Source organism: Labrenzia sp. C1B70 (assembly GCF_000475395.1).
GTDB lineage: Bacteria > Pseudomonadota > Alphaproteobacteria > Rhizobiales > Stappiaceae > Roseibium > Roseibium algicola.
On record NZ_AXCE01000012.1, the window covers coordinates 283,032 to 307,817 of the forward strand.

The window sequence follows — 24,786 nt, forward strand, 5'->3', positions numbered from 1 at the left end:
TCCTCAAAGACAGTCGCATCGCGCTCGTGTGCACCGTAAAATTCACATTCGGGCACTTTGCTGCAAGCAAAAACCGCGTCTTCGCATTGAAGGGGCAGCGCCCCTCTGCTATTCCGCAGCCAGATTTTCCACATACGAGGTCCATTCGCCGATGATCCCGCGCTATTCCCGTCCCGACATGGTTGCCATCTGGTCGCCGGAATCGAAGTTCCGCATCTGGTTCGAGATCGAGGCCCATGCCTGCGACGCACTGGCCGAGCTCGGGGTCATTCCGAAAGAAGCGGCCAAGACCATTTGGGAAAAGGGCGGCAGCGCCACGTTCGACATCGACCGCATCGACGAAATCGAGCGCGAGACCAAACACGACGTCATCGCCTTCCTGACCCATCTGGCGGAAATCGTTGGCCCGGATGCCCGTTTCGTGCACCAGGGCATGACCTCATCCGATGTGCTCGACACCTGCTTCAACGTCCAGCTGGTCAAGGCAACCGACATGCTGCTGGCCGACATGGACGCCCTGCTTGCCGCGATCAAGCGCCGGGCGATGGAACACAAGGATACCGTCTGCATCGGTCGCTCCCACGGCATCCATGCCGAACCGGTAACCTTTGGCCTGAAGATGGCCGAAGCCTATGCCGAGTTCGACCGCTGCAAGAAGCGCCTGCTGGCTGCTCGTGAGGAAATCGCCACCTGCGCCATTTCCGGTGCGGTCGGCACCTTCGCAAACATCGACCCGGCCGTGGAAGAACACGTCGCCAAGGCCATGGGCCTCCAGGCTGAACCGGTCTCCACCCAGGTGATCCCGCGTGACCGTCACGCGATGTATTTCGCAACCCTCGGCGTGATCGCCTCCTCCATCGAGCGCGTGGCAACGGAAGTCCGCCACCTGCAGCGTACCGAGGTTCTGGAAGCCGAAGAATTCTTCTCCAAGGGCCAGAAGGGCTCGTCGGCAATGCCGCACAAGCGCAACCCCGTCCTGACCGAAAACCTGACCGGTCTTGCCCGTATCGTCCGCGGTTTCTCCATTCCCGCAATGGAAAACGTGGCTCTCTGGCACGAGCGCGACATTTCGCATTCGTCCGTCGAGCGCATGATCGGCCCGGACGCGACCATCACCCTTGATTTCGCTCTGGCCCGCCTGACGGGCGTTATCGACAAGCTGCTGGTTTATCCGGAGCGCATGATCGGCAACATGGACCGTCTCGGCGGCCTCGTGCATTCCCAGCGTATCCTGCTCGCTCTCACCCAGGCCGGTTCGTCGCGCGAGGACGCATACCGTCTGGTCCAGCGCAACGCCATGAAGGTCTGGGACAGCTACCAGGTGGCTGGGGCCGCCTCGGTCGACTTCCTGACCGAACTTCTGAACGACGCGGATGTGCGCAAATATCTGTCCGAAGAAGAAATCCGCGACCGCTTCGACCTCGGCTACCACACCAAGAATGTCGATGTGATCTTCGAACGGGTGTTCGGCGAAGCGTAAGGCTTCCCTGAAACGCGGTGGGTTCGTCATCCCGGACGCAGCGAAGCGAAGATCCGGGATCGGAGACCCAATGCAGAACCAACATTGGGAGAGCCACGGCAAAACCTGTGGCTCTCCGATCCCGGCTCGCACTTCGTTTGGCCGGGATGACCCCGGAAGATAAAACGAAGGCAGCGAGGACCGGAGGTATTCGCCTCCCTTTCCTCTTTGGTCGGGAGACTGCACATGTCCGGCGAAAAATCCCTTGTTGCCTGGCAGCGCCTCGAAGCGCTTTTTATCCTGATTGCTTCGCTGGTCCTCTATTTCTGGACAGGGGCGCCGTGGCTGACGTTTGTCATTCTCATTCTGGTGCCCGACCTGTCCATGCTGGGCTATTTTGCCAATCCACGCGTTGGCGCCCTGATCTACAATCTCTTTCACACCTACATCGGCCCGGCCCTCCTGATGGGGCTTGGCGTCCTGCTCACGGATTATGATCTGGATCCCTACGCCTTCTGGGATTTTGCTCCGATCGCGATCATCTGGACCGCCCACATTGCGTTCGACCGGGTTCTGGGCTACGGCCTGAAGAGCCCTGAAGGGTTCAAGATCACTCACCTTGGCCGGATCGGCCGTCAGGATAGCTGAATCATGAAAATCGCCGTCGTCTCGGACATTCACGGCAATGTCCTGGCCCTTGAAGCCGTGCTTGCAGACCTGAAACTGGAAGCACCGGACCTGATCGTCAATCTGGGTGACTGCATTTCCGGTCCGCTCTGGCCGGAGGAAACTGCCGCCATCTTGCGTGAGACTGCCTGGCCGACCGTTCGCGGCAACCATGACCGCATCGTCCTGGACGATCCGATCGACAAAATGGGACCGACCGACGTCTTTGCCGCTGAGCGTCTTTCACAGTCAAGCCGCGACTGGCTGGCAACAAGCCAGCCGACCATACGCCTGACAGACGAGATTTTCCTGTGCCACGGCACCCCGGACAACGATGACCGCTACCTGACTGAAAAGGTGGACGGGCCGAAGGGACACCTGCCGGACGAACAGACCTTGCTGGACGAGTTGAAGGGCGAAACCGCTCCCGTCATCTGCTGCGGTCACACGCACATTCCCAGGGTCATCCGCCTCCAGAAAACCGGGCAGATCCTGCTCAATCCGGGCAGCGTCGGCTTGCCGTCCTACGAAGACGACCATCCGCACCGGCATGTCATGGAAGCCGGCAGTCCGCATGCCCGCTATGCCCTGATGACAAACAATCACGGAGCATGGAACTTTCAGGAAAAGATCCTGACATACGATTGGGATACGGCAGCCGCCGAAGCGGAAAAGAACGGGCGTCCGGGTTGGGCCCGGGCCCTGAAACACGGTTTTTACGGGCCACTTTCCTGAGATCTTCGCGATCACAAATGACGGAGCATGACCATTTCGGGGAACGAAGCCGGGCGCTCCACGTTTTATACCCATGATTAGCATGGAGTATGTGATGTCGATCTGGAAATCCGTTTTAAGTCACGCCGCTATCGGCGGTCTTGCCGTGAGTCTGGCTTTGCCGGCCTTCGCCGCTCCGCTGCCACTACTCAAGACCGCGCCAGTGCCGGTTCAGACGCACTCGGAAGCCCCGGCGAACGTCCTCAAGGTCGACCACAGAAGAGGTCATAACCCACATCGTGGCTACAACAATCGTAACGGACGCCACTATTACAATGGGCACCGGGGTTACCGGAAATATCGCCAAGGCTATCGCCAGTATAACGGCTGGTGGTTCCCGCCGGCAGCTTTTGCCTTCGGCTTCGGCGTTGCTCCCGGCCCCCGCTATGCGGCCCCACCACGCTACGTAGCTCCCCCGCGCTACGCCGCCCCGCCTCGCTACGGCCGTGGCTACAGCCCCGCGCACTATCAGTGGTGTGGTCAGCGTTATCGGTCTTACCGCCCTGGCGACAACAGCTTCCAGCCCTATCACGGACCACGCCGTGTATGCGTCTCGCCCTATGGGCCGTGATTTAAGCTAAAGCCGACAAACATCGAGCCGGTCCTTTGGGCCGGCTCCTTTCATTTGCATCAGCAGTCAGCCCGAAGGCTTGAACGCAAACGGCGCTGAGATCCGAAGGCCTCTGGTTGCTTTTCCAGCCTTCCAAACATCCAGCACCTTCCTTGCCGCGATTGACAAGCGCCCGGAAAAACTGCGAGACAGCGGCACATCTTCGACAGCCACGCAAAAGGTGTAGCCCGTGAAAATTTCAGACACCGATATTCTGCTTGTTCCAGGTTACGGTCAGACGCTGCCGGGCCATTGGCTGTTGCGCTGGCGCGACAAGATGTCGACGGCCCGGGTCGTGAAACAGGCAGAGCTGCATCGACCGAGCAAGAAGGAATGGCTGGAAACGCTGGTGAAAGCGGTTGATGCCGCCGAACGGCCCGTTGTGCTTGTCGCACATTCGCTTGGCTGCATCCTGGTCGCCCACGGTGCCCATGCGCTGAAGGACAAGATTGCCGGCGCCTATCTCGTCGCTCCGTCCGACTGGGACCGCGAGGGGCTGGTGGCGGAATTCGATGGCGGGGACTTCAAGCCCATTCCCGAACATCCGTTGCCCTTCCCCGCGCACCTTGTCGCCAGCCGGGACGACCCATATTGCGACTACGCCCGTGCCGAGCATTTCGCCAAGGTCTGGGGCACCACCTTCCAGGACGCCGGAGCCGCCGGTCACATCAACCTGGAAAGCGGCCACGGCCCCTGGCCGGAAGGCATGATGTCCTTTGCCCATTTCATGAAGAAGCTCGGCTGACGGCTGTCAGGTCCGTGCAGAGGAAGCGTCCATCAACGCTCCGATGCGCGTGGCCACCCAATAGCTCACCGGAATGGCGATCGCGGCGCCTGTCGCCGCACCGCCGACCAGAAGCAGAGCATTGAATGTGCCGACACCGTAGATCGATAACGGAACCAGTGCCCCAAGGCCGGCAAGCGTCGGGCCGATGATGATGAACAGGATCATTGCCAGTTTCCACATGAGGATCTCCCATCGGGAAAGCGGCGGTTCTCCGTCCTGAGCAACAGCGGCAACAGCGGTTGATTATGAGACATAATCAACTTTGTCGTTGAAGCTCAGAACCGTCGCGGTTTCGATATTTGAATACTTTCGCAATATCGAAATTATAACATTGACCCAGGTCAAGCTTCCTCAAGAAGTGCAAATCAATATCCGGCGGCGGGTCCTGTGCCCTGCTCCGCCAGCCAGGCCACTTCCTTGAGCGCAGCCCTGGCGGAATGATCAAGAAAGAGCGTATCGACGCCGTGTGACATCAAACGGAACCCCTGATTATAGGCTTCCTCGACCTTGTCGGCGTTGAGGCAGAAAATCCCGGCAAGTTTCCCTGCCGCGAGCGCCTTTTCCGCGATCTCTCCGGCAACTTCGCCGGTATGTGCCCCATTCGGATCGAGCGAAGCGCCTTTCGACAACGCAAGGGAAAGATCGCTCGGACCGACAAACACGCCATCAAGACTGTCGACGCTCAGGATCTCGTCCAGCGCGTCGATCGCGTCCTGGGTTTCGATCATGGCAAAGGCAAGGGTCTGTGCATTGGCGTTTTCGAGATACTGGTCCCGCGTCTGGCCGCTCAGCATGGCTGCCCGGAACGGCGACCAGCTGCGGTCGCCGATTGGCGGATACTTGACAGCCCGCGCAAAGGTTTCCGCGTCCCGAAGAGAATTGATCATCGGCGCGATGATGCAATCGGCCCCCATGTCGATCAGCCGTCCCGCAAGGGCGTTGTCACCGACGGGAATGCGGGCAATGCGGTGCGCCCCGGCAAGAGCAATGGCTGCCATCGCCTCGCACGCCGATGCAAAATCATACATGCCGTGCTGAAGATCGAGCGTAACCGCCTCGTATCCCGAGCGCGCAAACAACTCCGGAACCATGGGCGCGGACAATTGGGACCAGCCGGTAATGACGGCTTTTCCGGAACGCAACTTGTCGGCAAGAAAGGCATTATCTGACACGGGTCGTCTCCTCCGATAGAGGAGGTATCAAATCCGTCCGCCGACACAACCGCAAGCGCTGTTTTTGCAATTCTGGGAGCTTGGTTGACGCAAAGGGAGATGGGGATTTTCTTCTACCAGGCCGGAAAAGCCCCAACTTGCCGGTCATCATGCCCGTCAAAACAAAAACGCCCGCCGTTTCCGGCGGGCGTTTGAAACTGACAATCGAAGAAAGCCTCGATCAGCCTTCTTTCTGCAACTGGTCGACAGCCGTGTGCATCAGTTCGTCCATGGTGCGACGAATCTGATGATCGGACTGCTCGACCTTGTTTGCGTCGAAATCTTCGCGAAGCTTGCGGAAAACGTCTTCCTCGCCCGGCTCTTCGAAATCGGCCCGGACAACTTCCTTGGCGTATTCGTCGGCCTTCTCGCCTTCAAAGCCCAGAAGACCTGCCGCCCACAAACCCAGCAACTTGTTGCGGCGTGCGGTTGCCTTGAACCGCAGCTCCTCGTCATGCGCAAACTTGTTTTCAAACCCCTGCTCGCGCTTGTCGAATGTGCTCATACTCATCGTCTCCTGAACTGCGCTGATGCACTTCCCCCCATATGGGGCTGATTTGGTCTCTTGCATATCCCCGCAAGCCGATCAAATCAACGCAGTACGTACACTCATGCGTCAAAAGCATAACCGCCCTGCGAACTCTCCGGAAACATAAGATTGTACTTTTGCCCGGCTTCGGTTAAGTTCCGCGCCGCAAAACAGGGCCTGCTGCCTTCAAGCATCGGCCGGTTGACGACAAACGTCCCGGTGGATTTTCAGACAAGGTAAGCATGTTCCGTCAAAGGTTTCTCTAAAAGATACGGTATAGCCTATGAACCGCCGCCGGCGCATTTACGAAGGTAAGGGCAAGATCCTTTACGAAGGTCCGGAACCGGGAACCCTGGTTCAGCACTTCAAGGACGACGCGACTGCCTTCAACAACAAGAAACACGAGATTGTTGACGGCAAAGGCGTGCTCAACAACCGGATTTCCGAATATATCTTCAATCATCTGAATGCCATCGGCATCCCGACTCACTTCATTCGCCGCCTCAACATGCGCGAACAGCTGATCCGGGAAGTCGAGATCATTCCGCTGGAAGTGGTCGTGCGCAACGTCGCCGCCGGTTCCATCGCCACCCGTCTGGGCCTGGAAGAAGGCACGCAGCTGCCGCGCTCCATCATCGAGTTCTACTACAAGAACGATGAGCTCAACGACCCGATGGTCGCCGAAGAACACATCACCGCCTTTGGCTGGGCCACCCCGCAGGAACTGGACGACATGATGGCGCTTGCCATCCGCGTCAACGATTTCCTGTGCGGCCTGTTCCTGGGCGTCGGTATCCGTCTTGTCGATTTCAAGATCGAATGTGGCCGTCTGTTCGAAGGCGACATGATGCGCATCGTCGTCGCCGACGAGATTTCCCCGGACAGCTGCCGCCTGTGGGACATCGAAACCAACGACAAGATGGACAAGGACCGCTTCCGCCGCGACATGGGCGGCATGCTGGAAGCCTACCAGGAAGTTGCCAAGCGGCTGGGGATCATGATCACCAGCGAGCGTCCGGCGGGCTCCGGACCGACCCTGGTCAAGTAAGACGCGCTGCTGATGCAGTATTGACACAGGCCGGCGCAATCGCCGCTAACGGCCCTAACGTCAGTATTGCAACCAAAGGTATTGCAAACTATGACGCCCCCTTGTTCAACGAGGGGGCGTTATGTCTTTTAGATTTTCTTTCATTTTCAAAGCCGTATCGATTGCACTTCTGTGCGGCTTTCTTGCAGCCTGTCAAACCACGGGCCTGAAGCCCGGCAGCATATCTTCCAGCTTTGCACCCAAGGGTTGGGCCAGCAAGCAGAACGGCAACAAGGCCGTCTATGTTTGTCTGCCATCCACCTGCAAATCGCCTGAAGTTGTCGTTGTGGGTCCGATCGAGGTCAAGGGCGACACGGAATCGGCCATCCGGCAAAACCTGATCTCTGCCGAATTGATGAATGCCGTTGGCAACATTGCGAACGTGGCCTCGAAGGGGCAGGTCCGTCTCAAAACCAATCGCCGTGTCGTCACCAAATCCTATTCCGGCTTCGACATGACTGCCAGGTACCGGACGGACAAAGGCAACGTCTATGTTGCCGCACGCATCATCATTCAAAACGACCGCGGCAGCACCGTTGCCTCCTTTGCGACATCAAGCGCCAGGGCAAAGACAAATCTCGACCGCTTCCTGAAGCAGACAACGATCAAACGCCTGCCGTAAATCGCAGGTTTTCTGCACACAGGCCTTTCGCAAATGGGGCTCCTCGTGTATGGGGAGCCCCAAAGTCATTCAACTGCAGAATCTGCAGTCTGCTGCGGGGATCCCAATCATGAAAGCACGTGTGATCGTCACCCTGAAAAACGGTGTTCTTGATCCTCAGGGAAAAGCCATCGAAGGCGCGCTCGGCGGCCTCGGCTTCGGCGACGTCGGCTCCGTTCGTCAGGGCAAGGTGTTCGATGTCGAACTGACCGGCACCGACAAGGAAGCCGCCAAGGCTGAACTGGAGCAGATGTGCGAAAAGCTGCTCGCCAACACCGTCATCGAGAACTACGCGATCGAGATCGCCTGACCGAAACTTCGACACCGGGGCACCACCGATGGATGACGATACCCGCACGGCCCTGATCTTCATGGCCACCAAAGCGGCGATATTCATCCTGGTGCCTGCAATCGCGGCCTTGATAGCCGTACTTGTTCTGCTCTGAACCGACTGGATTGCCCACATGAAAACCGCAGTCATCGTTTTCCCCGGCTCCAACCGCGACCGTGACATGTTCCACGCCCTGGAACTGATCACCGGCACCAGGCCGCAGAGCGTCTGGCACACGGAAAGCACCCTGCCGGATGTGGATCTTGTGGTTGTTCCCGGCGGCTTTTCCTACGGCGACTATCTGCGCTCCGGTGCAATTGCAGCCCGCTCCCCGATCCTCAAGGACCTTGTTGCCAAGGCCGACAGCGGCGTCGCCGTCCTTGGCGTTTGCAACGGCTTCCAGATCCTGACCGAGGCAGGCCTGCTTCCCGGCGCCCTGATGCGTAACGCCGGCCTCACCTTCGTCTGCCGCGAAGTCCTGATGGAAACGGTCAACACCGCGACGAGGTTTTCCTCGAAGTTCGAAAAAGGTCAGGTCTGGCGTTGCCCGGTTGCCCATCACGACGGCAACTACTTCGCCGACGCTGACACGCTGAAGCAGATCGAAGACAACGGCCAGGTCGTTTTCCGCTATGCGGGCGACACCAACCCGAACGGTTCCATCAACAACATTGCCGGCATCATGAATGCCAAAGGCAACGTTCTGGGCATGATGCCGCACCCGGAAAACCTGATCGAGCCGCTCAATGGCGGCCTCGACGGGCGCCTCCTGTTCGAAAGCCTGCTGGAAGCAGCCTGAAGCCATCCGGGAGGCGGACATGACGGACCTGACACTCGACAAGGACGCCAGAACCCGCCTCGCCTCCGAGATCAAGCATTATCTCGAAACAGACCTGGACATCGACATCGGCAACATGGATGCCGAATTGCTGATCGATTTCCTGACGCCATCCCTCGGGGCCAGGTTCTACAACCTCGGCCTCAAGGACGCCCAGGCGCTGCTCGCCCGCAAGGTCGACGACATCAACGACGAACTCTACGCCCTGGAAAAACCGGTTCAGGATCGCGGTTGAGCTGCACTGGGCGACGTGGCGTTGGTTCGTACCGTCCACATTGATTTCCGCTGCGCCGGGCGCACCCTACCCCCAGCCTCCTTGTCATCCCCGCGAAGGCGGGGATCCAGTAACCGGCTACCTGGACCGCTTTGCCCATTCGTTCAGCCCTGAAAGCTACTGGATCCCGGTCTTGGTGCTGCGCACCAAACCGGGATGACAAGCGGGTTGGGAAAGTCGCTGTAGCCTGACCATCGAAGTGTGAATGCGGTACCTACTCGCGCTCCAATCTGCCAGCACCTCGCGAACCCGAGCCGCCCTAACCTTCCTTGTCATCCCCGCGAAGGCGGGGGATCCAGTAACCGGCTGCCTTGGTCACATCGCATTATCTTGCCAGCTCCCACGACTACTGGATCCCGGTCTTGGCGCTCCGCGCCAAACCGGGATGACAAGCGGGTTGGGAAAGTCGCTGTAGCCTGACCATCGATGAGTGAATGCGGTACCTACTCGCGATCCAATCCGCCAGAACCTCACGAACCCGAACCGCCCTCCACCTCCCTTGTCATCCCCGCGCAGGCGGGGATCCAGTAGCCGGCTGCCTCGGTCACATCGCATTATCCTGCCGGCTCCCACGACTACTGGATCCCGGTCTTGGCGCTGCGCACCAAACCGGGATGACAAAAACGGGGGCTAGTGAGGTTCAGCGAACAGACGGTTCAGGCCGCCTGGCTGCGCTTTTGTTTGGGGGAATAGCCGAAACGGCGGGAGAAGGCCCTGGAAAAGGCCGCCGGACTTGCGAAGCCACAGAGGCTAGCGACGGCCTTGACCTGCCTGCCTGTTTCCAGCTCCGAGCGGGCAATATCCAACCGCCAGTTCGAGAGATAACCCATGGGTGTCGTGCCGACGAGTTCCTTGAACGTCACCGCGAACTGGGTGCGCGACATGCCGGCGGTCTCGGCCAGCTTTTCCAGCGTCCAGTGTTCTCCGGGCACCTCGTGGATTGCCACCAGAGCGGCTGCGATCCGCGGGTTTGCAAGACCGTTCAGGAGGCCGGTATCGGCCTTGCCTTCTTCCATGGCATGACGCAGCAGACGGATCACCACCACTTCGCACAAACGCTGGAAGGCAGCCTGCCCACCGCACCTGGGCATAGTCGCCTCCTCGATCAGCGGCGTCACGACAGCGGTGAGATATGGATCTTCCGACATCGGCACGGAAATGCAGTCCGGCAAGGCACTGACCAGCTGCCTGCCGACACCTGATATCGTGATCCGGGCAGCGACAAGCGACGTTTCGTCGGGGGCTGCTTCCATGCCGGCACGCACGGCAGATCCGTCCCGCTCCGGGCAGAAAACCAGTCTCAGCCCTCTCTCAGGACTGTCATAGACCCTCAGGTTGGCATCGCTTTCGCTCCCGTCCGCTGCCAGTGAAATGTCCACCTGAACGCGGAGCCGGTCGATGAGCGAAGACAGCCGGTCCAGCCTTCCATTAAAGGACGTGCGATATGGGACCGACATTTCCGTACTCCTGAGCATATTTTTTGAATGTTTATAGCGCTTGCGTTCACTACCTTACAGCCATCCGCAGGGAAAAGTGAAGCCTTGCCTAGCCAAATGAGGAAAACATGCTCGTTCCACGCCAACCGGTACCCGGCCTCACGGTCGAAACCCTGAGCTCCGGCACCTTTGATCTGTCCAAGGATAACGCCGACTTTGCAACGCTGGTAGTGTTCTACCGCGGCCTTCATTGTCCGATCTGCGCCACTTACCTTAAGGAACTCGGCCGTCTGACCGCCGACTTCGCGGCCAAGGGCGTCAAGACGATCGCAATTTCGTCGGACGACAAGGACCGTGCGGAAAAGATGGCGGAAAAAGTCGGCCACGCGGATCTGCGCTTTGGCTACGGTCTGCCGCTGAGTGTTGCGAGGGAATGGGGACTTTATGTTTCAACCAGCCGCGGCACCACCTCGATCGGCATCGAGGAGCCTGCGCTGTTTTCCGAGCCGGGTGTCTTTCTTGTCAGACCGGACGGCACGCTCTATTTCGCCTCCGTCCAGACCATGCCTTTCGTGCGTCCGCACTTCCAGGAAATGGTCGGTGCACTCGATTTCGTTCAGAAGAACGACTATCCGGCACGCGGCGAATATACCGGTGCAGTCTGACGGCACCTTGATACGGAATTGAAAACAAGGATGCCGGACACGGGCTGCATCGTGTCCGGCATCAACAAAGACTCGCCAGGGGTAGCAGGTCCTTGTTTGGTGGGATCGCCAAAGATCTCCGCATCAATACCGGCCCTTGCGCCGGCTTTCGGTATCCCAGAAGGGGCGCATTGCCTCGGCAAGCGCAGCTTCCCGGGTCAGTCCGAGGTCCTCAAGGGCCGCGTCTGACAATTCCAGAAGTTCCAGGCGGGTCCGGCGCCTGACAAACCAATCCTTCAGATAGCTGAAAGCCGTTTTGGTAAAACCGCCGGGAATCCGGAGCCGCGATATCGGGCGCCCGGATATTGTTTCGATTGAACTCATTTGAGACATCTCCAGGGTGACAATTGCATCAATTGGGCGCATTGTTGCGCTACAATCATATGAATTGACTCCATTCGGGATGCAATATATTAAATTGTCACCATGACAAATTGGCACCCAGAGATTCCCGAGGGCCAAGGGCCCCTCTACATCCGGCTGGCGGACCGCATCGCCGAGGATATTGCCACTGGCGCGCTAGGTGCCGGTTCCAAACTGCCGCCACAGCGCGACCTTGCGTATGATCTGGGTGTCACTGTCGGCACCATAGGACGCGCCTACGCCCTGATCCGACAGCGTGGCCTCGTCAGCGGCGAAGTCGGGCGCGGCACATTCGTGCTCGGCAGCACCTATGAACCGTCACTCGAAGAAGACACCAAACCGAACCTTGACCGGCCGACACAGCAGACCAACGGCTCCGCCGCGCATGACATGTCCGCCTCTTCCTGGACCCAGGGCGCGATGCACATGCCTAAGGATGTCGCCTTTGGCGGCACCAGGGTCATGGTGCCTTCGCCGGAGGCAATCCGCTTCGACAGCACATCCGCTCCCGAGATCGGCCAGGCCGGCGTCATCGGAAGGCTGACGGCAGACATCACCCGTGATGCCCCTTACGAAATTGCCAGCTATACCCGCTCCGTGCCGGAAAGCTGGCGCCAGGCCGGGCGGATCTGGCTGTCCCGTGCCGGCTGGCAGCCGCCGGAAGGCAGCATCGTGCCAACGACGGGCGCCCAGGCGGCAATCATGGCGATCATCGCGGCAACGACAGCACCTGGCGATCAGGTCGCTTTCGAGGAACTGACCTATAGCTCGATCGCCCGTGGCGCGGCTCTCTCCGGCCGCAGGCCGGTGCAGATCGCGCGGGACGACGAAGGTCCCCTGCCCGAAGATCTCGCGAGGGTCTGCGCACAGAAACACCCGAAGCTGCTGTTCGTGATGCCGACCATGCATAATCCGACCCTCGGCATGATGGGTGAACAGCGTCGTGCGGACATTGTGACCATCGCCCGCCAGTACAATCTCTGGATCATCGAGGACGAGGTCTACGGTTCCTTGCGCGAAACCTCGCCGCCCCCGCTCGCCGCACTGGCACCGGAGCGTACCTTTCATGTCGGCTCGCTGTCCAAGTCCGTGACGGCAGGCGTGCGCGGTGGCTGGGTTTCCAGCCCGCTGTCTCATGCACAGCGGATCTACACCGCCCACAAGATGCTGACCGGCGGCATATCCTTTCTCCTGTCGGAACTGTCATCCCGGCTGGTTCTGTCCGGCGCTGCCGACGAATTCCGCCAGAAAATCCTCGCGGAAGTCTCCGCCCGTTTCGAACTGGTACAGAAATATCTCGGCGCCTACGACATGTTTGCCGCCGCCGACGCGCCGTTTCTCTGGCTGAAGCTTCCCGAACCCTGGCTCTCCGGCACTTTCAAGGCGGCGGCCGCTGCCGCCAATGTGCTGATTGACGATGAAGACGAGTTCAAGACCGGCCGATCCGGCAAGGTCTATCACCGCGTTCGCATCGGCATCACCAACCCGATGACCCGCCAGGAAACCGCGAAGGGTCTGCTGATCCTGCAAAATTTGCTGGAGGACAGCGGCGCCTGCTACGACAGTTTCGAATAGCGACCCTCTGAAGGCGGAGAAACATGTCTGAAACCAGCTTGCTCTTCTTGATCCTGCCAGCCTTCGCAGTCGTCTTCGCCCTGTTCTGGTCCGTGATCGTCTTTGTCATTGCCCATACAGGTGGCTGGGCGGGACTGGCAAATGCCTACCCGGCAAACCGGAAGCCGGAAGGCCGCACCTGGAGCTGGCGCACCATCCGCTTCGGTCTCTTCGGCAACTACAGCAACAGCGTGGATGTGACCCTGTCCGATGCAGGGCTCCACATGTACCCGATCTTTGTCTTCAGGATCGGCCACAAGCCGATACTCATCCCCTGGACCGCAGTCTCGGACGCATATCGCCGCGATCTCTGGTTTGCGCCGACGCTGACGCTTTCAGTTTTTGTGACGGGAAACGGCAATGAAAGGCGGGTGTCCTTTTACGGTGCGGAGTTCGTCGAGGCGATCGAGGACTGCCTGAGGCGCAATGGCAACGGCAACGCTCTCCGCAGGTAAGCAAAACGCCGGTTTGCCTGCCTCGCACCGCTTGATACCGGACACACGTTTTCCTTGTCCTGCACCGGCGCTGCTGACAATGTGAACAGACTACCGGGAGGTTGTGATGACAGGGTCTGTGCCTTTGTGGGTGAAACTGGCCGGCGTGGCAGCGGCTGTCTATTGCATTGCCGTCTTCGGAACCGTCTACCGCTACAATCAGTCCATCCTGGAAAGCGCCAGCTTCGCCGAAATCACCGGCGGAGGCTTCATCTACAATTATCGCATCGCCGACATTCGGGCGGGCATTACGGTTGGCCTCGTAAAACCCCTGCCCCTTGGCACCCGGCTCATTGCCGAGTTTGAAAGCCCGCAAGGTGGCAAGATCGAGGTCGAAAAGGCCGTTTCCCACGCCAAGCGCAACTACAGCTTCGAAACACCGTCCCTCAGCGACGTTGAAGCCGAACGCACCTATGCGGCAGTTCTTCATGTCATCGACGCAAAGACGGGTGAGGAACTAGAGCGCCACGAAAAGGGTCTCAAATCCAGCGTTGCGCCAAAGGCGATGCCGGCAAAACCGCTAACCATCGGCCCCGGGTATCACGTCAATCCGGATGTCCGGAGGGCGCCAAAGGGCTAGACCGGTAGCCGCCGCGGGAAGTCCTTTTGCTATCGCGCGAAAAAAGTGTGCGCGGCACCTCAAGAGCCATTGTGCGGTGCAATCCGGCACACCATCTGCCAGCGACGTGTCCTCGGGATCTCCAAAATGACTGTCTTTGAAATTGCGCTCGGCCTGGTTCTCCTCGTGGCCGGTGGTGACGTGCTTGTGCGCGGTTCTGTCGGCCTTGCAAAGCGCTTCGGCATCTCCGAACTTCTGATCGGCCTGGTCCTTGTGGGCTTCGGCACGTCGACACCGGAACTGATGACGAGCGTGCTGGCGGCGCTCAACGGGTCTGCCGGCCTTGCGGTCGGCAACGTCGCCGGCTCGAACATCGCCAATATCCTGCTCATTCTGGGGCTGACGGCCGTCATCTCACCATTGCTGGTCGACCCCAAAGCGTTGCTGCGCGACGGTCCGGCCAACGCTCTGGCAGCTCTCGCTTTCACGGGCCTCGCATTGTCCGGCTTGATTGGACGGGAAGCAGGCCTGGTCCTGATACTCGCACTGGCGGTCTATCTTGTTGTCACCTACCGGATGGAAAAAGGCACGCATACGCCTTCGGCGGAGCTGCACAGGGGGGAAGTCCAGCTGGTCGCTCCCAAAGCCGGACAGCTGAACCTGCTACTCAATCTGGCGATGGCATTTGGCGGACTGGTAATGATCCTTGGCGGAGCGCACTTTCTGGTGTCCGGGGCAACCAGCCTTGCGCAGGCAGCGGGCATCAGCGACGCGGTTATCGGCGTCACCATCGTCGCGGTTGGCACGTCCCTGCCTGAGCTGGTCACCTCGGTGATCGCAGCTCTCAAGCGTCAGACAGATATTGCTCTTGGCAACATCCTTGGCTCCAACCTCTTCAATATCCTGGGCATTCTGGGCATTACCGCGGTTATCACCCCCCTCCAGGTCCCGCAGGAAATCATGAGCTTCGACATCTGGGTCTTGTTGGGGGCTACAGTGATCCTTCTGGTCTTTGCCATGACGGGGGGCCGTATCTGTCGGCGCGAGGGCGCCATCATGCTCCTGGCCTATGCCGGCTATACAGGTTACGTCCTCCACAACGCCCTCGGGTGAACCTCCTCAAAAAAGCCAGCCCTACTGCAAAAGGAAGATCTTCTCCTGCCTGCCCAAGCCGGCGGAGGCTTTTGCTCCGCCGGGCAGAAGCAAAGCTTCAACGACTGCTTCTGATCGGGACCGCAATCGGGCGGATCGGCGAGCCGGTGGCGCCACGCAGTTTCAGCGGCGAGGTGATGAAGGCAAATTCATGCACCCCGTCCCTTGCCAGGTCTTCCAGCCACAAGAGCTCGATAAACGAGACACCCTTCTGCGCCAGCAGATAGGAATGAACAGGTGCGAAATTGTCCGGGTTGGTGGACGGGAAACTTTCCAGACCCAGGTTATCCGCGCCCAGCACCATCGCCTTTTGCTCCTCGGCCAGCCACCTTGCGGCATCAAGGCCAAGCCCTGACTGGCTGAACAGCGCCAGTTTAGACCTGTCCGGCCAATGCTGCATCTGGCCGGTACGAATGAGCACCACATCACCTTCCTGCAAGCTGGTTCCCTGCGCATCCAGCGCGGTTTTCAGATCATCCACCGTAATGGTGTAGGACGCCGGCAGCACATCCACACCCCTGGCCCTCGCAACATCGATCAGCACGCCGCGCGCAATGATGGGTGGATACTTGTCCGCACCCGATTTCGCCCACCCGCGCGCGCCCTGCGCCTCGTCGGCGCTAACGTTGTTCCAGATTTTCCCGTGAAGCCCGAAGTGGCTGAGCGTGTCGATATGGGTTCCCGTGTGGGTATTCATCGAAATCGCTTCGCTGGAATGCGAAAGGAGCTCCTTGCTGCCATCCCCGCGCGCCGGCGTATGAAGCATCATCATCTGGTAGGTCGGATCTCCAAAGGCGGCACTGCAACAATCTGGCATGCCGACAAAGAGATCCACACCGAGATCATAAATCCTGCCGGCATCGATGCGCTGCAAGATCTCCAACCGAGAGGCATCGCTCATCATGTTCAGCGTGCCGATCTCGTCTTCCGGTCCCCATGGACTTTCACCCACCTGATCGCCTGCCGCGAAAACCGGTGAACCGGCAAGGGTCGCGGCCATGAGTGTGGCGGCAAAAAGCTTTCGGGTCTGATTCATCAAGTCTTTCACCAGTGGAATTCCTTCCTCTCAAAACCCCGTGCATGCAGGAACGACCGGCAAGGCGATTCCGTTCGCGGAGGATTGCTCCTCCACGTTTCAGCAGGACGGATTGCCTGACAGGGTTTTCGGTTTTCAGAACAGGCACATTCAAACGCGCCCGGCATGATTAGGACAATTGCCCTAAAATCGAATTAGGACAATCGTCCAAATCTGTCAAGACCGCACCCAAATGCACTGAAACACCCGCATTGCAGCCATCTCCGCTTGCCGGTGAGACTTTTACGAACCGTATTTTCCCTTGGTACCGGGCTTGAATTCGAACTTGCGCCGGTTGGAATGCACTGTGCTGTCAGGTGGAAGAACGTCTGCAAGGCCAATCGCATCGCCCGCGATCAAATTTGTCGAATTTCTTTGCACCGCAAGGCTCCCAAATTGGGGGACAATCTGCTAAACGGCGGCATCATCGTCTGCCCGTGCCGTCGCGGCCCCACCCATTGGCCAGAAACACTGGCCAAAAACAGTGAAACGTCATGATCCCGAACGACATCAAGATCACGCCCGACCTGATTGCTTCCCACGGTCTGAAGCCGGATGAATATGAGCGCATCCTGGAACTGATCGGCCGCGAGCCGACCTTCACCGAGCTGGGCATCTTTTCAGCCATGTGGAACGAGCACTGCTCGTACAAATCCTCCAAGAAATGGCTGAAGACCCTGCCGACCGAAGGTCCGCGCGTGCTTCAGGGCCCGGGTGAAAACGCGGGTGTGGTCGATATCGGCGATGGCCAGGCCGTGGTCTTCAAGATGGAGAGCCACAACCACCCGTCCTACATCGAGCCTTATCAGGGCGCTGCGACCGGTGTCGGCGGCATCCTGCGTGACGTCTTCACCATGGGCGCGCGTCCGGTTGCGGCCATGAATGCCCTGCGCTTCGGCGAACCCGATCATCCGCGCACCCGTCACCTCGTCTCCGGCGTCGTCTCCGGTGTAGGCGGCTACGGCAACTCCTTCGGGGTTCCGACAGTCGGCGGCGAAGTCGAGTTCCACGCCCGCTACAACGGCAACTGCCTGGTCAACGCCTTTGCGGCAGGCCTTGCAAAATCGGATGCGATCTTCCTGGCCAAGGCCGAAGGCGTCGGCCTGCCGGTCGTCTATCTCGGCGCCAAGACCGGCCGTGACGGTGTCGGCGGCGCGACCATGGCTTCGGCGGAATTCGACGATACGATCGAAGAAAAGCGCCCCACCGTTCAGGTTGGCGATCCCTTCACCGAAAAATGCCTGCTGGAAGCGTGCCTCGAGCTCATGGAAACCGGCGCGGTCATCGCCATCCAGGACATGGGTGCGGCCGGTCTTACCTGTTCTGCCGTCGAGATGGGCGCCAGCGGCGACCTCGGCATCGAGCTGGACCTCGACAAGGTTCCGGTGCGCGAAGAACAGATGAGCGCCTACGAAATGATGCTTTCGGAAAGCCAGGAGCGCATGCTCATGGTTCTGCGTCCGGAAAAGGAACACGAAGCCGAAGCCATCTTCAAGAAATGGGGCCTCGACTTCGCCATCGTCGGCAAGACCACCGACACGCTGCGCTTCATCGTCAAGCACCAGGGCGAAGTCGTCGCCGATCTGCCGATCAAGGAACTCGGTGACGAAGCTCCCGAATATGACCGTCCCTGGGTCGAGCCGAAAAAGCGCCCCGTTCTGTCCGCGTCCGAAATCGAGGAACCGGCGGACTATGCCGAAGCTCTCAAGACCCTGGTCGGCAACGCCAACGGCTCGTCCCGCCGCTGGGTCTATGAACAATACGACACGCTGATCCAGGGCAATTCGGCCGCGACGCCGGGCGGTGATGCCGGTGTCATCCGCGTGGAAGGCACCCGCAAGGGCCTTTCCTTCTCCGTTGACGTGACACCGCGCTATTGCGAGGCGGACCCGTTTGAAGGTGGCAAGCAGGCCGTTGCGGAAGTGTGGCGCAACCTGACCGCCGTCGGCTCCGAACCGCTGGCTGCAACCGACAACCTGAATTTCGGCAACCCGGAAAAGCCGGAAATCATGGGCCAGTTCGTCGGCTGCATCAAAGGCATCGGCGAAGCCTGCCGGGAACTCGAGTTCCCGATCGTTTCCGGCAACGTGTCGCTCTACAACGAGACCCATGGCGAAGCGATCCTGCCGACCCCGGCCATTGGCGGTGTCGGACTGCTTCCGGACGTCACGGTGCGCGCAGGTGCGGCCTTCGTAAACGAAGGTGACGCAATCCTGCTCATCGGCGGCAAGGGCACCCATCTGGGCGCATCCCAGTATCTCGCAGATATTCTGGGTCGCGAGGAAGGCGCTCCGCCGCCGGTCGACCTGGCGGCAGAAAAGCGCCGCGGCACGCTGGTTCGCCAGCTCATCGGCGCGGCTCGTCTGACGGCTGTACACGATATTTCTTCCGGCGGCCTGGGTGTCGCTCTCGCCGAGATGGCGATGTCCGGCGGCATCGGCGCAACGGTCAAGATCGATGGTCCAGCCCATGCCGCGCTCTTCGGTGAAGACCAGGGACGCTACGTCGTCACCGTTTCCCAGGACAAGGTGGAAGCCGTTCTGGAAGACATTCTGGACGGCGGTATCGACGTTCAACAAATCGGCACCACCGGTGGCACGGATTTGACTGTTGAGGGCATTCTCACCATATCCGTTGCAAACTTGAAAAAAGCGCACGAAGATTGGTTCCCGAATTACATGGCAACGGCATAAGCCGTTTGACCTTCAGGAACTTAACAACAGGACGGACGCACGATGCCGATGAACGCAAATGAGATCGAGACCCTGATCAAGGCGGCTTTGCCCGATGCTCAGGTCGAGATCCGGGATTTGGCTGGAGACGGCGATCACTATGCAGCGAATGTTGTCTCGGAATCCTTCCGGGGCAAGAGCCGCGTGCAGCAGCATCAGCTGGTTTACGAGGCACTGAAAGGCAACATGGGCGGCGCTTTGCACGCCCTCGCCCTTCAGACCAAGGCACCGGATTGAGTTGACACATTGCCGCGCAGGCAGCGCGAGCACTTGAATCTGCCGCCGGATCTCGCCAGATAGGCGGCAAAGAGACAAAGGACGGACCCATGAGCATCCAGGACTGGATCAAGAACGAAGTCGACACCAACGACGTTGTGCTTTTCATGAAAGGCACGCCGAACTTCCCGCAGTGCGGTTTTTCCGGTCAGGTCGTACAGATCCTTGACTATGTTGGCGCTCCTTACAAAGGCATCAACGTTCTGGAAGACGACGATCTGCGCCAGGGCATCAAGGAATTCACCAACTGGCCGACCATTCCGCAGCTTTACGTGAAGGGTGAATTCGTCGGCGGCTGTGACATCATCCGCGAAATGTTCCAGAACCAGGAACTGCAGGGCCTTCTCACCGAAAAAGGTATCGAGACCACTCAGCAGACCGCCTGAGCCGGCTGCAAGTTCCGATCGAGGCTTTCAAGGGGCGGTTCTACCGCCCCTTTTTCGTGTCTCAGGGTGCTGCAATGGTAATAATCCGGAAATGGAGAGCCGGGCGACGGTTCAAGATGCGCTTTTGGGCGTGTTGAGTTGCGCCTCACCTTCCCGTCATTCCGGACAAGTGAGGCAACGCCGAACGCCGAACGCCGATCCGGAATCCAGACATATTTCGCGCCGGGGGCGCGGCCTTCCATTGAAATAAAGAGTTCACTTTGCTCACGATGACATCTGGTTTCCGGATCGGCGCGCAGCTTCTCCGGACTTGTCCGGAATGACGGGTGCCATAAGGCACTCCGGAACCATTCGCCGGGTAAATCAGAATGATGCCAATCGGGCTCAAACCCCGTCAAAACCACTTGGACTTGCACTTTATCCAATGTTAACCGGAATCGATTGCGGTCGAATGCAGGCGCCATCTCGGCAAAAATTGCCGAATCACCTAAGCTGAACGCAAGGTGAATGCGGATTTCAGGGTGAGTACAGGTGCGTTCCGCCATTCTCCGACCATATCGCAGGGCTCCATCAAACAACGGAGCCGGGAAATGGGACCGGGGACAATGAACAAGATTGCAGTTGCTGCCACCTCCACTTTCGTTCTGGCACTTGTCGGAGCCGGAATCGTCATGTCCGGTGGCGTAAAGACCGATGGCGAACTGCGCCGCGTCGACTGCCAGGCGCTCACCATGTTTACACCAGCCAAAGCCAAGAGTGCCGAAGAACTTTGCGCCAACTACGGCGGTGTTGCACTGAAGGATGCCGAGCCCAGCAAGGAAGGCCTCGTAATCCTTGTCCGCAACCAGCCGATGGGCGGGTTTGACGGAGAACACACCGTCCGCTGAATTCCGGCGCGCTTCAAGCTGAGCGTTCGCTCGCTCACCGCTTGGCAGATGGTGACAGGCATCCCCTGAAACGCTGCCGCTCCCCGAAAAGATCTCCGAAGCAAGAGCGGCAAAGGTCTTTGCAAGCTGGCCGACTTGAAGAATTCAGGTCTCTTGCTCAGTCATCCAACGTCGTAACCGCATGCGCTGCCACAGGCCCGGCGACATTGTGCAGGTCGACCGATCCGAGCGGGATCGAAGGCAGTCCTGCTTCCAGGGCCACTTCCGCCGTCGCAACGATCTCCTGCCCGATAACCTTGCCGTAATCCCCAAGTCGAGCCGCGATGTTGGCTGCATGGCCAATCACCGTGAAATCAAGCCGCTCTCTTGACCCGACATTGCCGTAGGTGACCTCACCAAAGGCGATGCCGATGGCACAGTGCATGGAGATGCCCTTTGTGTCCGGGTCTGGCACCTTCAGACGGCGAACGATCTCCTCGGCACTGGCAACTGCTTGCCGGCAGGCCTCTTCCAGGCCGACGCCCGCGGGGAAAATCGCCAGCACTGCATCGCCGATAAATTTCAGGACCTCGCCTTCATGCGCGTTGACGATGTCGGTCGTGACCTCGAAGAACCGGTTGAGTTCACCGACGTAGGCTTGCCGGCCAAGCTCCGTTTCGAGCCTGGTGGAATGCCTGAGGTCGCAGAACAGGATCGCCGCGTCGATGACATCGCCGTCCCCGCGCCGGATATCGCCGCCCAGAACCCGCGCGCCTGTCCGCTTGCCCAGATAGGTTTCCAGAAGGGACGTCGCATTGGAGGTCAGCGCAAACACCTCGAATAGCCGGCTGATAAGGGCCGAACATTCGAACACCAGCCCGAGGTTTGCCGTGGTGAAACCGGCAGGATGATCCGAAGCGAGGGTCATCACATTGATCCGCCCGTCGGAAAAAGGCAGCGGCATGGCGACGTAGTCGGTAACGCCCTGCTGCCTGAGGTCTTCCATGATCGGGAAATTGAACTCGTCGGGGTTCGAATCGATCTTTTGCCGAATGCCTCCCAAACCGTCGGCCACATGTTGAAGCGGGCTCAGGCGAAAGGCCGGGCTCTCCAGTGTCTCGTAGGACGGAGCAAAGCTCTGCACGGTATCGTCGTCGCGCGTCCACACATAATGACGGCCGGCAATCATCGGGTGCAGTGACCATATCAGGATGCTGATTCGGCAGACGGCTATCCCGTCCTCCACCAGTTTCCGGCCGAGGGCGGCTGTTAGTTCTTCCGGCGTTTTCGCGGCCCAGGCTTCGCGCAGCAGCCAATCGACTGTCGGCCCTGTGATGTTCCCGACAGGCAGAGGATCAATCGGGGCGCCCTGAAAATCGACCCGGCTCGCCACACCCGGCATGAAGGCCACAAGGCCATCAACAGCCTTACCTTCCGGCAACGCATTGAGATAACTCCAGGCGCCGTTCTCCAGCGTTTCATTGCCGACCCGGACGTGGCTGTAGCTAGCCGTTCCCTTGAACGGGCAGAAGGTTCTGCGCTCCGGCGCCGGTTCGAGGTCTGCCAGAACGTCGTCGCGCGGGAAATAGATCGCAGGAGCAAGCCGGGTTTCATACATCACCCGTGCCTTTGAAGACCGCGCCAGCAACTGGTCCCCCCGCCAGGCCGTCACTTCGCCGGCAAGCGGTTCCACAAGGATCCCGTAGTCGTTCGAGGTTTGCTGCGCGTGCACGGTCATGAAAAAGAGATATGGAACACATGGCGAGCTGTCCAGTGCACATGCACGCGCCCCCTCTGCTCACACCTGTGTGGCGCGCCCCAGTCGCCGACACTTGCAAAAAACGCATAGGTGGTACCCGGGGCAGACTTCGGGGCAAGCCACGGTTTGACCTCAATTCGCGATTACGCGCTTGTGAGCAGCCAAGGTATGGAAATTGAGACCCCTGTCGGGTACTGAGATTGAATGCGCAACGTCTTGATCACATTGTTGATCTGCTTTTTTGCCGGGGTCACAACCGCCGCAGCCTACACGCATGTTCCAAAGAGCATTCGCGCTCTGGAACGCTCGATGGCGGTGGAAACGGACCTGGCCGCAAAGAAGGTGCAATTTACCGCGCATCATGCCCAATGTTGCCAACCGGACAGCCAGACCGGAAAAACCACCAAACCCTTCGGGTGCGGCCCGGATTGCCTGTCTCATTTCTCCGTTGTGGCACTGCAATTCCAATCCGCGGTGACCGGGCCGGAAACCACGTCACCTCCCGTCCTGACGGACGCTCTGCCGTCTGCGGAAGATCAACCTCCCATTAAAGGCTGACAATCCAACGGAACACAAAGTTCCGGCTTAGCCAACACTATTGGAAGGTTGAACGACATCTTGCCGGGGCACAATTGACCGGCATGAGAACAGTTCGCCTGAAAGACAGGAAAAAATCATGAGTCTTCAGGAAAACGGTACACAGGCATCCTATGCCGCGCCTGCATTTCGAACTCAGAAATATCTGAACAGGAACAATCTCTTCATGTTCGGCTGCTGCCTGCTGATGGCGGTGGTGACCGGTCTGCTGATCGTTTCCGCACCGACCGGACTGACGGCTGGTGAAGCGTTGCTGCTGGCGGTGCCGATGTTCGGCTGCGTCGCCATGCATGTGATTCTGCATCGTGTCATGGGCAAGCCGTGCCATGCGCACGCACGAAAGGAGGCCGACCATGTCTAGGAGACCTTTCGCTTTTGCACTTGCAGGTGGGTTCCTGGCCTTGTCCTCGGTCGCCTGGGCTGCGGAAGACAACACAATCACGGTCTACAAGTCACCCTGGTGCAGTTGTTGCGAGCTGTGGACCGAGGCTGTCGAGGCTGCCGGCTACAAGGTCGCCGTTCACGATATGGAAGACCTGAGCTCCATCAAGGCGCAGGCAGGCATTCCGGATGACATGCAGGCCTGCCACACGGCGGTGACCGGCGGTGACCGGAAATACATCATCGAAGGACACGTGCCGCTGGAAGCGGTTGAAAAAATGCTGTCGGAGCGTCCGGACATTCGCGGCATCGCGGTTCCCGGCATGCCCCAGGGGTCGCTCGGCATGGGCGACGACCCGACGGCGCAATACACGGTTTACACCCTCGGCCAGAATCCGGCCGATCCTCCCGTCCCTTATCTAGAAACAGGCCAGTAGCCTTCAAATGACGAACCTTACAAGAAGATCATTTCTTGCCGGGTCGGCGAGCCTTACAGGGCTCGCCGTCAGCGGCTGTATGACGACCGCTCCCCAGCAGCCACTTGCCCCCTGGCAGGATCCGTCCGTCCTTGCCATGTACCGTGCGATGCCGGAAGAGCAGTTTCCGATCCCTGCTCCGGATTTGAAGAAGGTACCGGAACGCTACTACCGCAAACAGGTCGATTATCAGACCAGCGAGAAGGTCGGTACGCTGGTCGTCGATACCAGCAACTACTACCTCTACCTCGTCCAGGAAAACGGCAAGGCGATGCGCTACGGCGTCGGCCTTGGTCGTGCCGGGTTCGAATGGTCCGGCCGGGCGCGGATCGCCCGCAAGGCCGCCTGGCCCAAATGGACACCGCCGGAAGAGATGATCCAGCGGCAGCCGGAACTGGAAAAATGGAGCTGGCGTAACGGCGGCATGCCCCCGGGCATCGAAAACCCGCTGGGTGCAAGAGCGCTCTACATCTTCCAGGGCAACAAGGATACGCTCTACCGTATCCACGGCACGGGCGAATACTGGACCATCGGTTCTGCCGTTTCCAGTGGTTGTGTCCGCCTGATCAACCAGGACGTCATCGATCTTTACAGCCGGGTTGCTGACGGATCCCAGATCGTCGTTTTGTAAGGTTCAAGACACGCTTGCGGAAAAGGGGCCGGCCAGCCGGTCCCTTCGCCATCTCCAG

At 59.4% G+C, this 24,786-nt stretch carries 32 protein-coding genes; 24 read left to right on the forward strand and 8 right to left on the reverse strand.

Features of this window, described 5'->3' with window-relative positions:
* Positions 1 to 151 precede the first annotated feature (151 nt).
* The 5 genes from purB (at position 152) to Q666_RS49615 (ending at position 4,254) form a co-directional block, all read left to right on the forward strand.
* Positions 152 to 1,480 (forward strand): adenylosuccinate lyase, encoded by a 1,329-nt coding sequence (gene purB, locus Q666_RS49600; RefSeq protein ID WP_023000891.1) that lies wholly within the window; start codon positions 152 to 154, stop codon positions 1,478 to 1,480.
* 225 nt (positions 1,481 to 1,705) lie between these two features.
* On the forward strand, positions 1,706 to 2,107 hold the full coding sequence (locus tag Q666_RS49605) for a DUF4260 domain-containing protein (RefSeq protein ID WP_023000890.1): 402 nt from the start codon (positions 1,706 to 1,708) through the stop codon (positions 2,105 to 2,107).
* 3 nt (positions 2,108 to 2,110) lie between these two features.
* Positions 2,111 to 2,860, forward strand: coding sequence for a metallophosphoesterase family protein (locus tag Q666_RS49610; protein WP_023000889.1), 750 nt, complete (start codon positions 2,111 to 2,113; stop codon positions 2,858 to 2,860).
* A 94-nt stretch (positions 2,861 to 2,954) separates the two neighbouring features.
* Positions 2,955 to 3,470 (forward strand): BA14K family protein, encoded by a 516-nt coding sequence (locus Q666_RS65540; RefSeq protein WP_081713290.1) that lies wholly within the window; start codon positions 2,955 to 2,957, stop codon positions 3,468 to 3,470.
* Positions 3,471 to 3,699: 229 nt separating this feature from the next.
* On the forward strand, positions 3,700 to 4,254 hold the full coding sequence (locus Q666_RS49615) for an alpha/beta fold hydrolase (RefSeq protein WP_023000887.1): 555 nt from the start codon (positions 3,700 to 3,702) through the stop codon (positions 4,252 to 4,254).
* 6 nt (positions 4,255 to 4,260) lie between these two features.
* On the opposite strand, the gene Q666_RS49620 is transcribed toward Q666_RS49615, so the two are convergent.
* The 3 genes from Q666_RS49620 to Q666_RS49630 all read right to left on the reverse strand — a co-directional run bounded on the left by Q666_RS49620 (position 4,261) and on the right by Q666_RS49630 (position 6,012).
* Positions 4,261 to 4,476 carry a hypothetical protein gene (locus Q666_RS49620; protein WP_023000886.1) on the reverse strand — a complete coding sequence of 72 codons (216 nt, stop codon included), beginning with the start codon at positions 4,474 to 4,476 and terminating at the stop codon, positions 4,261 to 4,263.
* Between the two features lie 185 nt (positions 4,477 to 4,661).
* Entirely contained in the window at positions 4,662 to 5,468 is an 807-nt protein-coding gene (locus Q666_RS49625) for an aldolase/citrate lyase family protein (protein ID WP_023000885.1), read from the reverse strand.
* Positions 5,469 to 5,688: 220 nt separating this feature from the next.
* Complete coding sequence (locus Q666_RS49630) at positions 5,689 to 6,012, reverse strand: DUF1476 domain-containing protein (protein ID WP_023000884.1); 324 nt, start codon at positions 6,010 to 6,012, stop codon at positions 5,689 to 5,691.
* 307 nt (positions 6,013 to 6,319) lie between these two features.
* On the opposite strand from Q666_RS49630, the gene purC reads away from it, so the two are divergent.
* From purC to Q666_RS0133350, 6 genes are all read left to right on the forward strand, one after another.
* Complete coding sequence (gene purC, locus Q666_RS49635) at positions 6,320 to 7,084, forward strand: phosphoribosylaminoimidazolesuccinocarboxamide synthase (protein ID WP_006932454.1); 765 nt, start codon at positions 6,320 to 6,322, stop codon at positions 7,082 to 7,084.
* Positions 7,085 to 7,205: 121 nt separating this feature from the next.
* A complete protein-coding gene (locus tag Q666_RS49640) occupies positions 7,206 to 7,745 on the forward strand; it encodes a hypothetical protein (RefSeq protein ID WP_023000883.1) in 540 nt (179 codons plus the stop codon).
* 106 nt (positions 7,746 to 7,851) lie between these two features.
* The gene (gene purS, locus Q666_RS49645) at positions 7,852 to 8,094 is read left to right on the forward strand and encodes a phosphoribosylformylglycinamidine synthase subunit PurS (RefSeq protein ID WP_031269246.1); all 243 of its coding nucleotides are present in this window, start codon (positions 7,852 to 7,854) and stop codon (positions 8,092 to 8,094) included.
* Positions 8,095 to 8,122: 28 nt separating this feature from the next.
* The gene (locus Q666_RS66755; protein WP_023000881.1) at positions 8,123 to 8,230 is read left to right on the forward strand and encodes a phosphoribosylformylglycinamidine synthase-associated small membrane protein; all 108 of its coding nucleotides are present in this window, start codon (positions 8,123 to 8,125) and stop codon (positions 8,228 to 8,230) included.
* An 18-nt stretch (positions 8,231 to 8,248) separates the two neighbouring features.
* Complete coding sequence (gene purQ / locus Q666_RS49655) at positions 8,249 to 8,914, forward strand: phosphoribosylformylglycinamidine synthase subunit PurQ (protein ID WP_023000880.1); 666 nt, start codon at positions 8,249 to 8,251, stop codon at positions 8,912 to 8,914.
* A gap of 19 nt (positions 8,915 to 8,933) precedes the next feature.
* Positions 8,934 to 9,188 (forward strand): DUF2164 domain-containing protein, encoded by a 255-nt coding sequence (locus Q666_RS0133350; protein WP_006932460.1) that lies wholly within the window; start codon positions 8,934 to 8,936, stop codon positions 9,186 to 9,188.
* Positions 9,189 to 9,883: 695 nt separating this feature from the next.
* Here Q666_RS0133350 and Q666_RS49660 read toward each other — a convergent pair.
* On the reverse strand, positions 9,884 to 10,684 hold the full coding sequence (locus Q666_RS49660) for an AraC family transcriptional regulator (protein WP_023000879.1): 801 nt from the start codon (positions 10,682 to 10,684) through the stop codon (positions 9,884 to 9,886).
* A 107-nt stretch (positions 10,685 to 10,791) separates the two neighbouring features.
* Between Q666_RS49660 and Q666_RS49665 the strand changes: the two genes are divergently transcribed.
* Positions 10,792 to 11,328, forward strand: a complete 537-nt coding sequence (locus tag Q666_RS49665; RefSeq protein ID WP_023000878.1) for a peroxiredoxin-like family protein — start codon at positions 10,792 to 10,794, stop codon at positions 11,326 to 11,328.
* Positions 11,329 to 11,451: 123 nt separating this feature from the next.
* On the opposite strand, the gene Q666_RS49670 is transcribed toward Q666_RS49665, so the two are convergent.
* Positions 11,452 to 11,691, reverse strand: coding sequence for a DUF1127 domain-containing protein (locus Q666_RS49670; RefSeq protein ID WP_208992478.1), 240 nt, complete (start codon positions 11,689 to 11,691; stop codon positions 11,452 to 11,454).
* Between the two features lie 102 nt (positions 11,692 to 11,793).
* Here Q666_RS49670 and Q666_RS49675 point away from each other — a divergent pair, with 102 nt between their 5' ends.
* From Q666_RS49675 to Q666_RS49690, 4 genes are all read left to right on the forward strand, one after another.
* Complete coding sequence (locus Q666_RS49675; RefSeq protein ID WP_023000876.1) at positions 11,794 to 13,305, forward strand: PLP-dependent aminotransferase family protein; 1,512 nt, start codon at positions 11,794 to 11,796, stop codon at positions 13,303 to 13,305.
* 23 nt (positions 13,306 to 13,328) lie between these two features.
* Complete coding sequence (locus Q666_RS49680; protein WP_023000875.1) at positions 13,329 to 13,799, forward strand: hypothetical protein; 471 nt, start codon at positions 13,329 to 13,331, stop codon at positions 13,797 to 13,799.
* Between the two features lie 106 nt (positions 13,800 to 13,905).
* On the forward strand, positions 13,906 to 14,418 hold the full coding sequence (locus tag Q666_RS49685) for a hypothetical protein (RefSeq protein ID WP_152533349.1): 513 nt from the start codon (positions 13,906 to 13,908) through the stop codon (positions 14,416 to 14,418).
* Between the two features lie 126 nt (positions 14,419 to 14,544).
* A complete protein-coding gene (locus tag Q666_RS49690; RefSeq protein ID WP_023000873.1) occupies positions 14,545 to 15,510 on the forward strand; it encodes a calcium/sodium antiporter in 966 nt (321 codons plus the stop codon).
* A 97-nt stretch (positions 15,511 to 15,607) separates the two neighbouring features.
* Here the strand turns inward: Q666_RS49690 and Q666_RS49695 are convergent, their stop codons facing one another.
* Positions 15,608 to 16,585, reverse strand: a complete 978-nt coding sequence (locus Q666_RS49695; protein WP_023000872.1) for a cyclase family protein — start codon at positions 16,583 to 16,585, stop codon at positions 15,608 to 15,610.
* A gap of 533 nt (positions 16,586 to 17,118) precedes the next feature.
* On the opposite strand from Q666_RS49695, the gene purL reads away from it, so the two are divergent.
* The 3 genes from purL to grxD all read left to right on the forward strand — a co-directional run bounded on the left by purL (position 17,119) and on the right by grxD (position 20,018).
* Positions 17,119 to 19,317: a phosphoribosylformylglycinamidine synthase subunit PurL gene (purL, locus tag Q666_RS49700; RefSeq protein WP_023000870.1), complete on the forward strand. Its 2,199-nt coding sequence runs from the start codon at positions 17,119 to 17,121 to the stop codon at positions 19,315 to 19,317.
* 42 nt (positions 19,318 to 19,359) lie between these two features.
* Positions 19,360 to 19,593 carry a BolA family transcriptional regulator gene (locus tag Q666_RS49705; protein WP_006932469.1) on the forward strand — a complete coding sequence of 78 codons (234 nt, stop codon included), beginning with the start codon at positions 19,360 to 19,362 and terminating at the stop codon, positions 19,591 to 19,593.
* A gap of 89 nt (positions 19,594 to 19,682) precedes the next feature.
* On the forward strand, positions 19,683 to 20,018 hold the full coding sequence (grxD, locus tag Q666_RS49710; RefSeq protein WP_023000869.1) for a Grx4 family monothiol glutaredoxin: 336 nt from the start codon (positions 19,683 to 19,685) through the stop codon (positions 20,016 to 20,018).
* Here the strand turns inward: grxD and Q666_RS65930 are convergent.
* Complete coding sequence (locus Q666_RS65930; RefSeq protein WP_152533350.1) at positions 20,003 to 20,563, reverse strand: hypothetical protein; 561 nt, start codon at positions 20,561 to 20,563, stop codon at positions 20,003 to 20,005. The genes grxD and Q666_RS65930 overlap by 16 nt on opposite strands.
* A 60-nt stretch (positions 20,564 to 20,623) precedes the next feature.
* On the opposite strand from Q666_RS65930, the gene Q666_RS49715 reads away from it, so the two are divergent.
* On the forward strand, positions 20,624 to 20,905 hold the full coding sequence (locus Q666_RS49715; protein ID WP_023000868.1) for a hypothetical protein: 282 nt from the start codon (positions 20,624 to 20,626) through the stop codon (positions 20,903 to 20,905).
* A gap of 157 nt (positions 20,906 to 21,062) precedes the next feature.
* Here Q666_RS49715 and Q666_RS49720 read toward each other — a convergent pair whose 3' ends face one another.
* Positions 21,063 to 22,622: a DUF427 domain-containing protein gene (locus tag Q666_RS49720; RefSeq protein WP_023000867.1), complete on the reverse strand. Its 1,560-nt coding sequence runs from the start codon at positions 22,620 to 22,622 to the stop codon at positions 21,063 to 21,065.
* 225 nt (positions 22,623 to 22,847) lie between these two features.
* Between Q666_RS49720 and Q666_RS49725 the strand changes: the two genes are divergently transcribed.
* From Q666_RS49725 to Q666_RS49740, 4 genes are all read left to right on the forward strand, one after another.
* Positions 22,848 to 23,201, forward strand: a complete 354-nt coding sequence (locus Q666_RS49725; protein ID WP_023000866.1) for a hypothetical protein — start codon at positions 22,848 to 22,850, stop codon at positions 23,199 to 23,201.
* Between the two features lie 118 nt (positions 23,202 to 23,319).
* Positions 23,320 to 23,601: a hypothetical protein gene (locus tag Q666_RS49730; protein WP_023000865.1), complete on the forward strand. Its 282-nt coding sequence runs from the start codon at positions 23,320 to 23,322 to the stop codon at positions 23,599 to 23,601.
* A complete protein-coding gene (locus Q666_RS49735; protein WP_031269243.1) occupies positions 23,594 to 24,058 on the forward strand; it encodes a DUF411 domain-containing protein in 465 nt (154 codons plus the stop codon). Before Q666_RS49730 ends, Q666_RS49735 begins: the two co-directional genes overlap by 8 nt.
* 7 nt (positions 24,059 to 24,065) lie before the next feature.
* A complete protein-coding gene (locus Q666_RS49740) occupies positions 24,066 to 24,728 on the forward strand; it encodes a L,D-transpeptidase (protein WP_062488371.1) in 663 nt (220 codons plus the stop codon).
* Positions 24,729 to 24,786: the final 58 nt, after the last annotated feature.

What these genes read in the sequence shown, in the direction of transcription:
- purB (WP_023000891.1), top strand. Translation starts at nt 152, where the DNA reads ATGATCCCGCGCTATTCCCGTCCCGACATGGTTGCCATCTGGTCGCCG.
- Q666_RS49605 (WP_023000890.1), top strand. Translation starts at nt 1,706, where the DNA reads ATGTCCGGCGAAAAATCCCTTGTTGCCTGGCAGCGCCTCGAAGCGCTT.
- Q666_RS49610 (WP_023000889.1), top strand. Translation starts at nt 2,111, where the DNA reads ATGAAAATCGCCGTCGTCTCGGACATTCACGGCAATGTCCTGGCCCTT.
- Q666_RS65540 (WP_081713290.1), top strand. Translation starts at nt 2,955, where the DNA reads ATGTCGATCTGGAAATCCGTTTTAAGTCACGCCGCTATCGGCGGTCTT.
- Q666_RS49620 (WP_023000886.1), bottom strand. Translation starts at nt 4,476, where the DNA reads ATGTGGAAACTGGCAATGATCCTGTTCATCATCATCGGCCCGACGCTT.
- Q666_RS49630 (WP_023000884.1), bottom strand. Translation starts at nt 6,012, where the DNA reads ATGAGCACATTCGACAAGCGCGAGCAGGGGTTTGAAAACAAGTTTGCG.
- purC (WP_006932454.1), top strand. Translation starts at nt 6,320, where the DNA reads ATGAACCGCCGCCGGCGCATTTACGAAGGTAAGGGCAAGATCCTTTAC.
- Q666_RS49640 (WP_023000883.1), top strand. Translation starts at nt 7,206, where the DNA reads ATGTCTTTTAGATTTTCTTTCATTTTCAAAGCCGTATCGATTGCACTT.
- Q666_RS66755 (WP_023000881.1), top strand. Translation starts at nt 8,123, where the DNA reads ATGGATGACGATACCCGCACGGCCCTGATCTTCATGGCCACCAAAGCG.
- purQ (WP_023000880.1), top strand. Translation starts at nt 8,249, where the DNA reads ATGAAAACCGCAGTCATCGTTTTCCCCGGCTCCAACCGCGACCGTGAC.
- Q666_RS0133350 (WP_006932460.1), top strand. Translation starts at nt 8,934, where the DNA reads ATGACGGACCTGACACTCGACAAGGACGCCAGAACCCGCCTCGCCTCC.
- Q666_RS49660 (WP_023000879.1), bottom strand. Translation starts at nt 10,684, where the DNA reads ATGTCGGTCCCATATCGCACGTCCTTTAATGGAAGGCTGGACCGGCTG.
- Q666_RS49665 (WP_023000878.1), top strand. Translation starts at nt 10,792, where the DNA reads ATGCTCGTTCCACGCCAACCGGTACCCGGCCTCACGGTCGAAACCCTG.
- Q666_RS49670 (WP_208992478.1), bottom strand. Translation starts at nt 11,691, where the DNA reads ATGAGTTCAATCGAAACAATATCCGGGCGCCCGATATCGCGGCTCCGG.
- Q666_RS49675 (WP_023000876.1), top strand. Translation starts at nt 11,794, where the DNA reads ATGACAAATTGGCACCCAGAGATTCCCGAGGGCCAAGGGCCCCTCTAC.
- Q666_RS49680 (WP_023000875.1), top strand. Translation starts at nt 13,329, where the DNA reads ATGTCTGAAACCAGCTTGCTCTTCTTGATCCTGCCAGCCTTCGCAGTC.
- Q666_RS49685 (WP_152533349.1), top strand. Translation starts at nt 13,906, where the DNA reads ATGACAGGGTCTGTGCCTTTGTGGGTGAAACTGGCCGGCGTGGCAGCG.
- Q666_RS49690 (WP_023000873.1), top strand. Translation starts at nt 14,545, where the DNA reads ATGACTGTCTTTGAAATTGCGCTCGGCCTGGTTCTCCTCGTGGCCGGT.
- Q666_RS49695 (WP_023000872.1), bottom strand. Translation starts at nt 16,585, where the DNA reads ATGAATCAGACCCGAAAGCTTTTTGCCGCCACACTCATGGCCGCGACC.
- purL (WP_023000870.1), top strand. Translation starts at nt 17,119, where the DNA reads ATGATCCCGAACGACATCAAGATCACGCCCGACCTGATTGCTTCCCAC.
- Q666_RS49705 (WP_006932469.1), top strand. Translation starts at nt 19,360, where the DNA reads ATGCCGATGAACGCAAATGAGATCGAGACCCTGATCAAGGCGGCTTTG.
- grxD (WP_023000869.1), top strand. Translation starts at nt 19,683, where the DNA reads ATGAGCATCCAGGACTGGATCAAGAACGAAGTCGACACCAACGACGTT.
- Q666_RS65930 (WP_152533350.1), bottom strand. Translation starts at nt 20,563, where the DNA reads ATGGCGGAACGCACCTGTACTCACCCTGAAATCCGCATTCACCTTGCG.
- Q666_RS49715 (WP_023000868.1), top strand. Translation starts at nt 20,624, where the DNA reads ATGAACAAGATTGCAGTTGCTGCCACCTCCACTTTCGTTCTGGCACTT.
- Q666_RS49720 (WP_023000867.1), bottom strand. Translation starts at nt 22,622, where the DNA reads ATGACCGTGCACGCGCAGCAAACCTCGAACGACTACGGGATCCTTGTG.
- Q666_RS49725 (WP_023000866.1), top strand. Translation starts at nt 22,848, where the DNA reads ATGCGCAACGTCTTGATCACATTGTTGATCTGCTTTTTTGCCGGGGTC.
- Q666_RS49730 (WP_023000865.1), top strand. Translation starts at nt 23,320, where the DNA reads ATGAGTCTTCAGGAAAACGGTACACAGGCATCCTATGCCGCGCCTGCA.
- Q666_RS49735 (WP_031269243.1), top strand. Translation starts at nt 23,594, where the DNA reads ATGTCTAGGAGACCTTTCGCTTTTGCACTTGCAGGTGGGTTCCTGGCC.
- Q666_RS49740 (WP_062488371.1), top strand. Translation starts at nt 24,066, where the DNA reads ATGACGAACCTTACAAGAAGATCATTTCTTGCCGGGTCGGCGAGCCTT.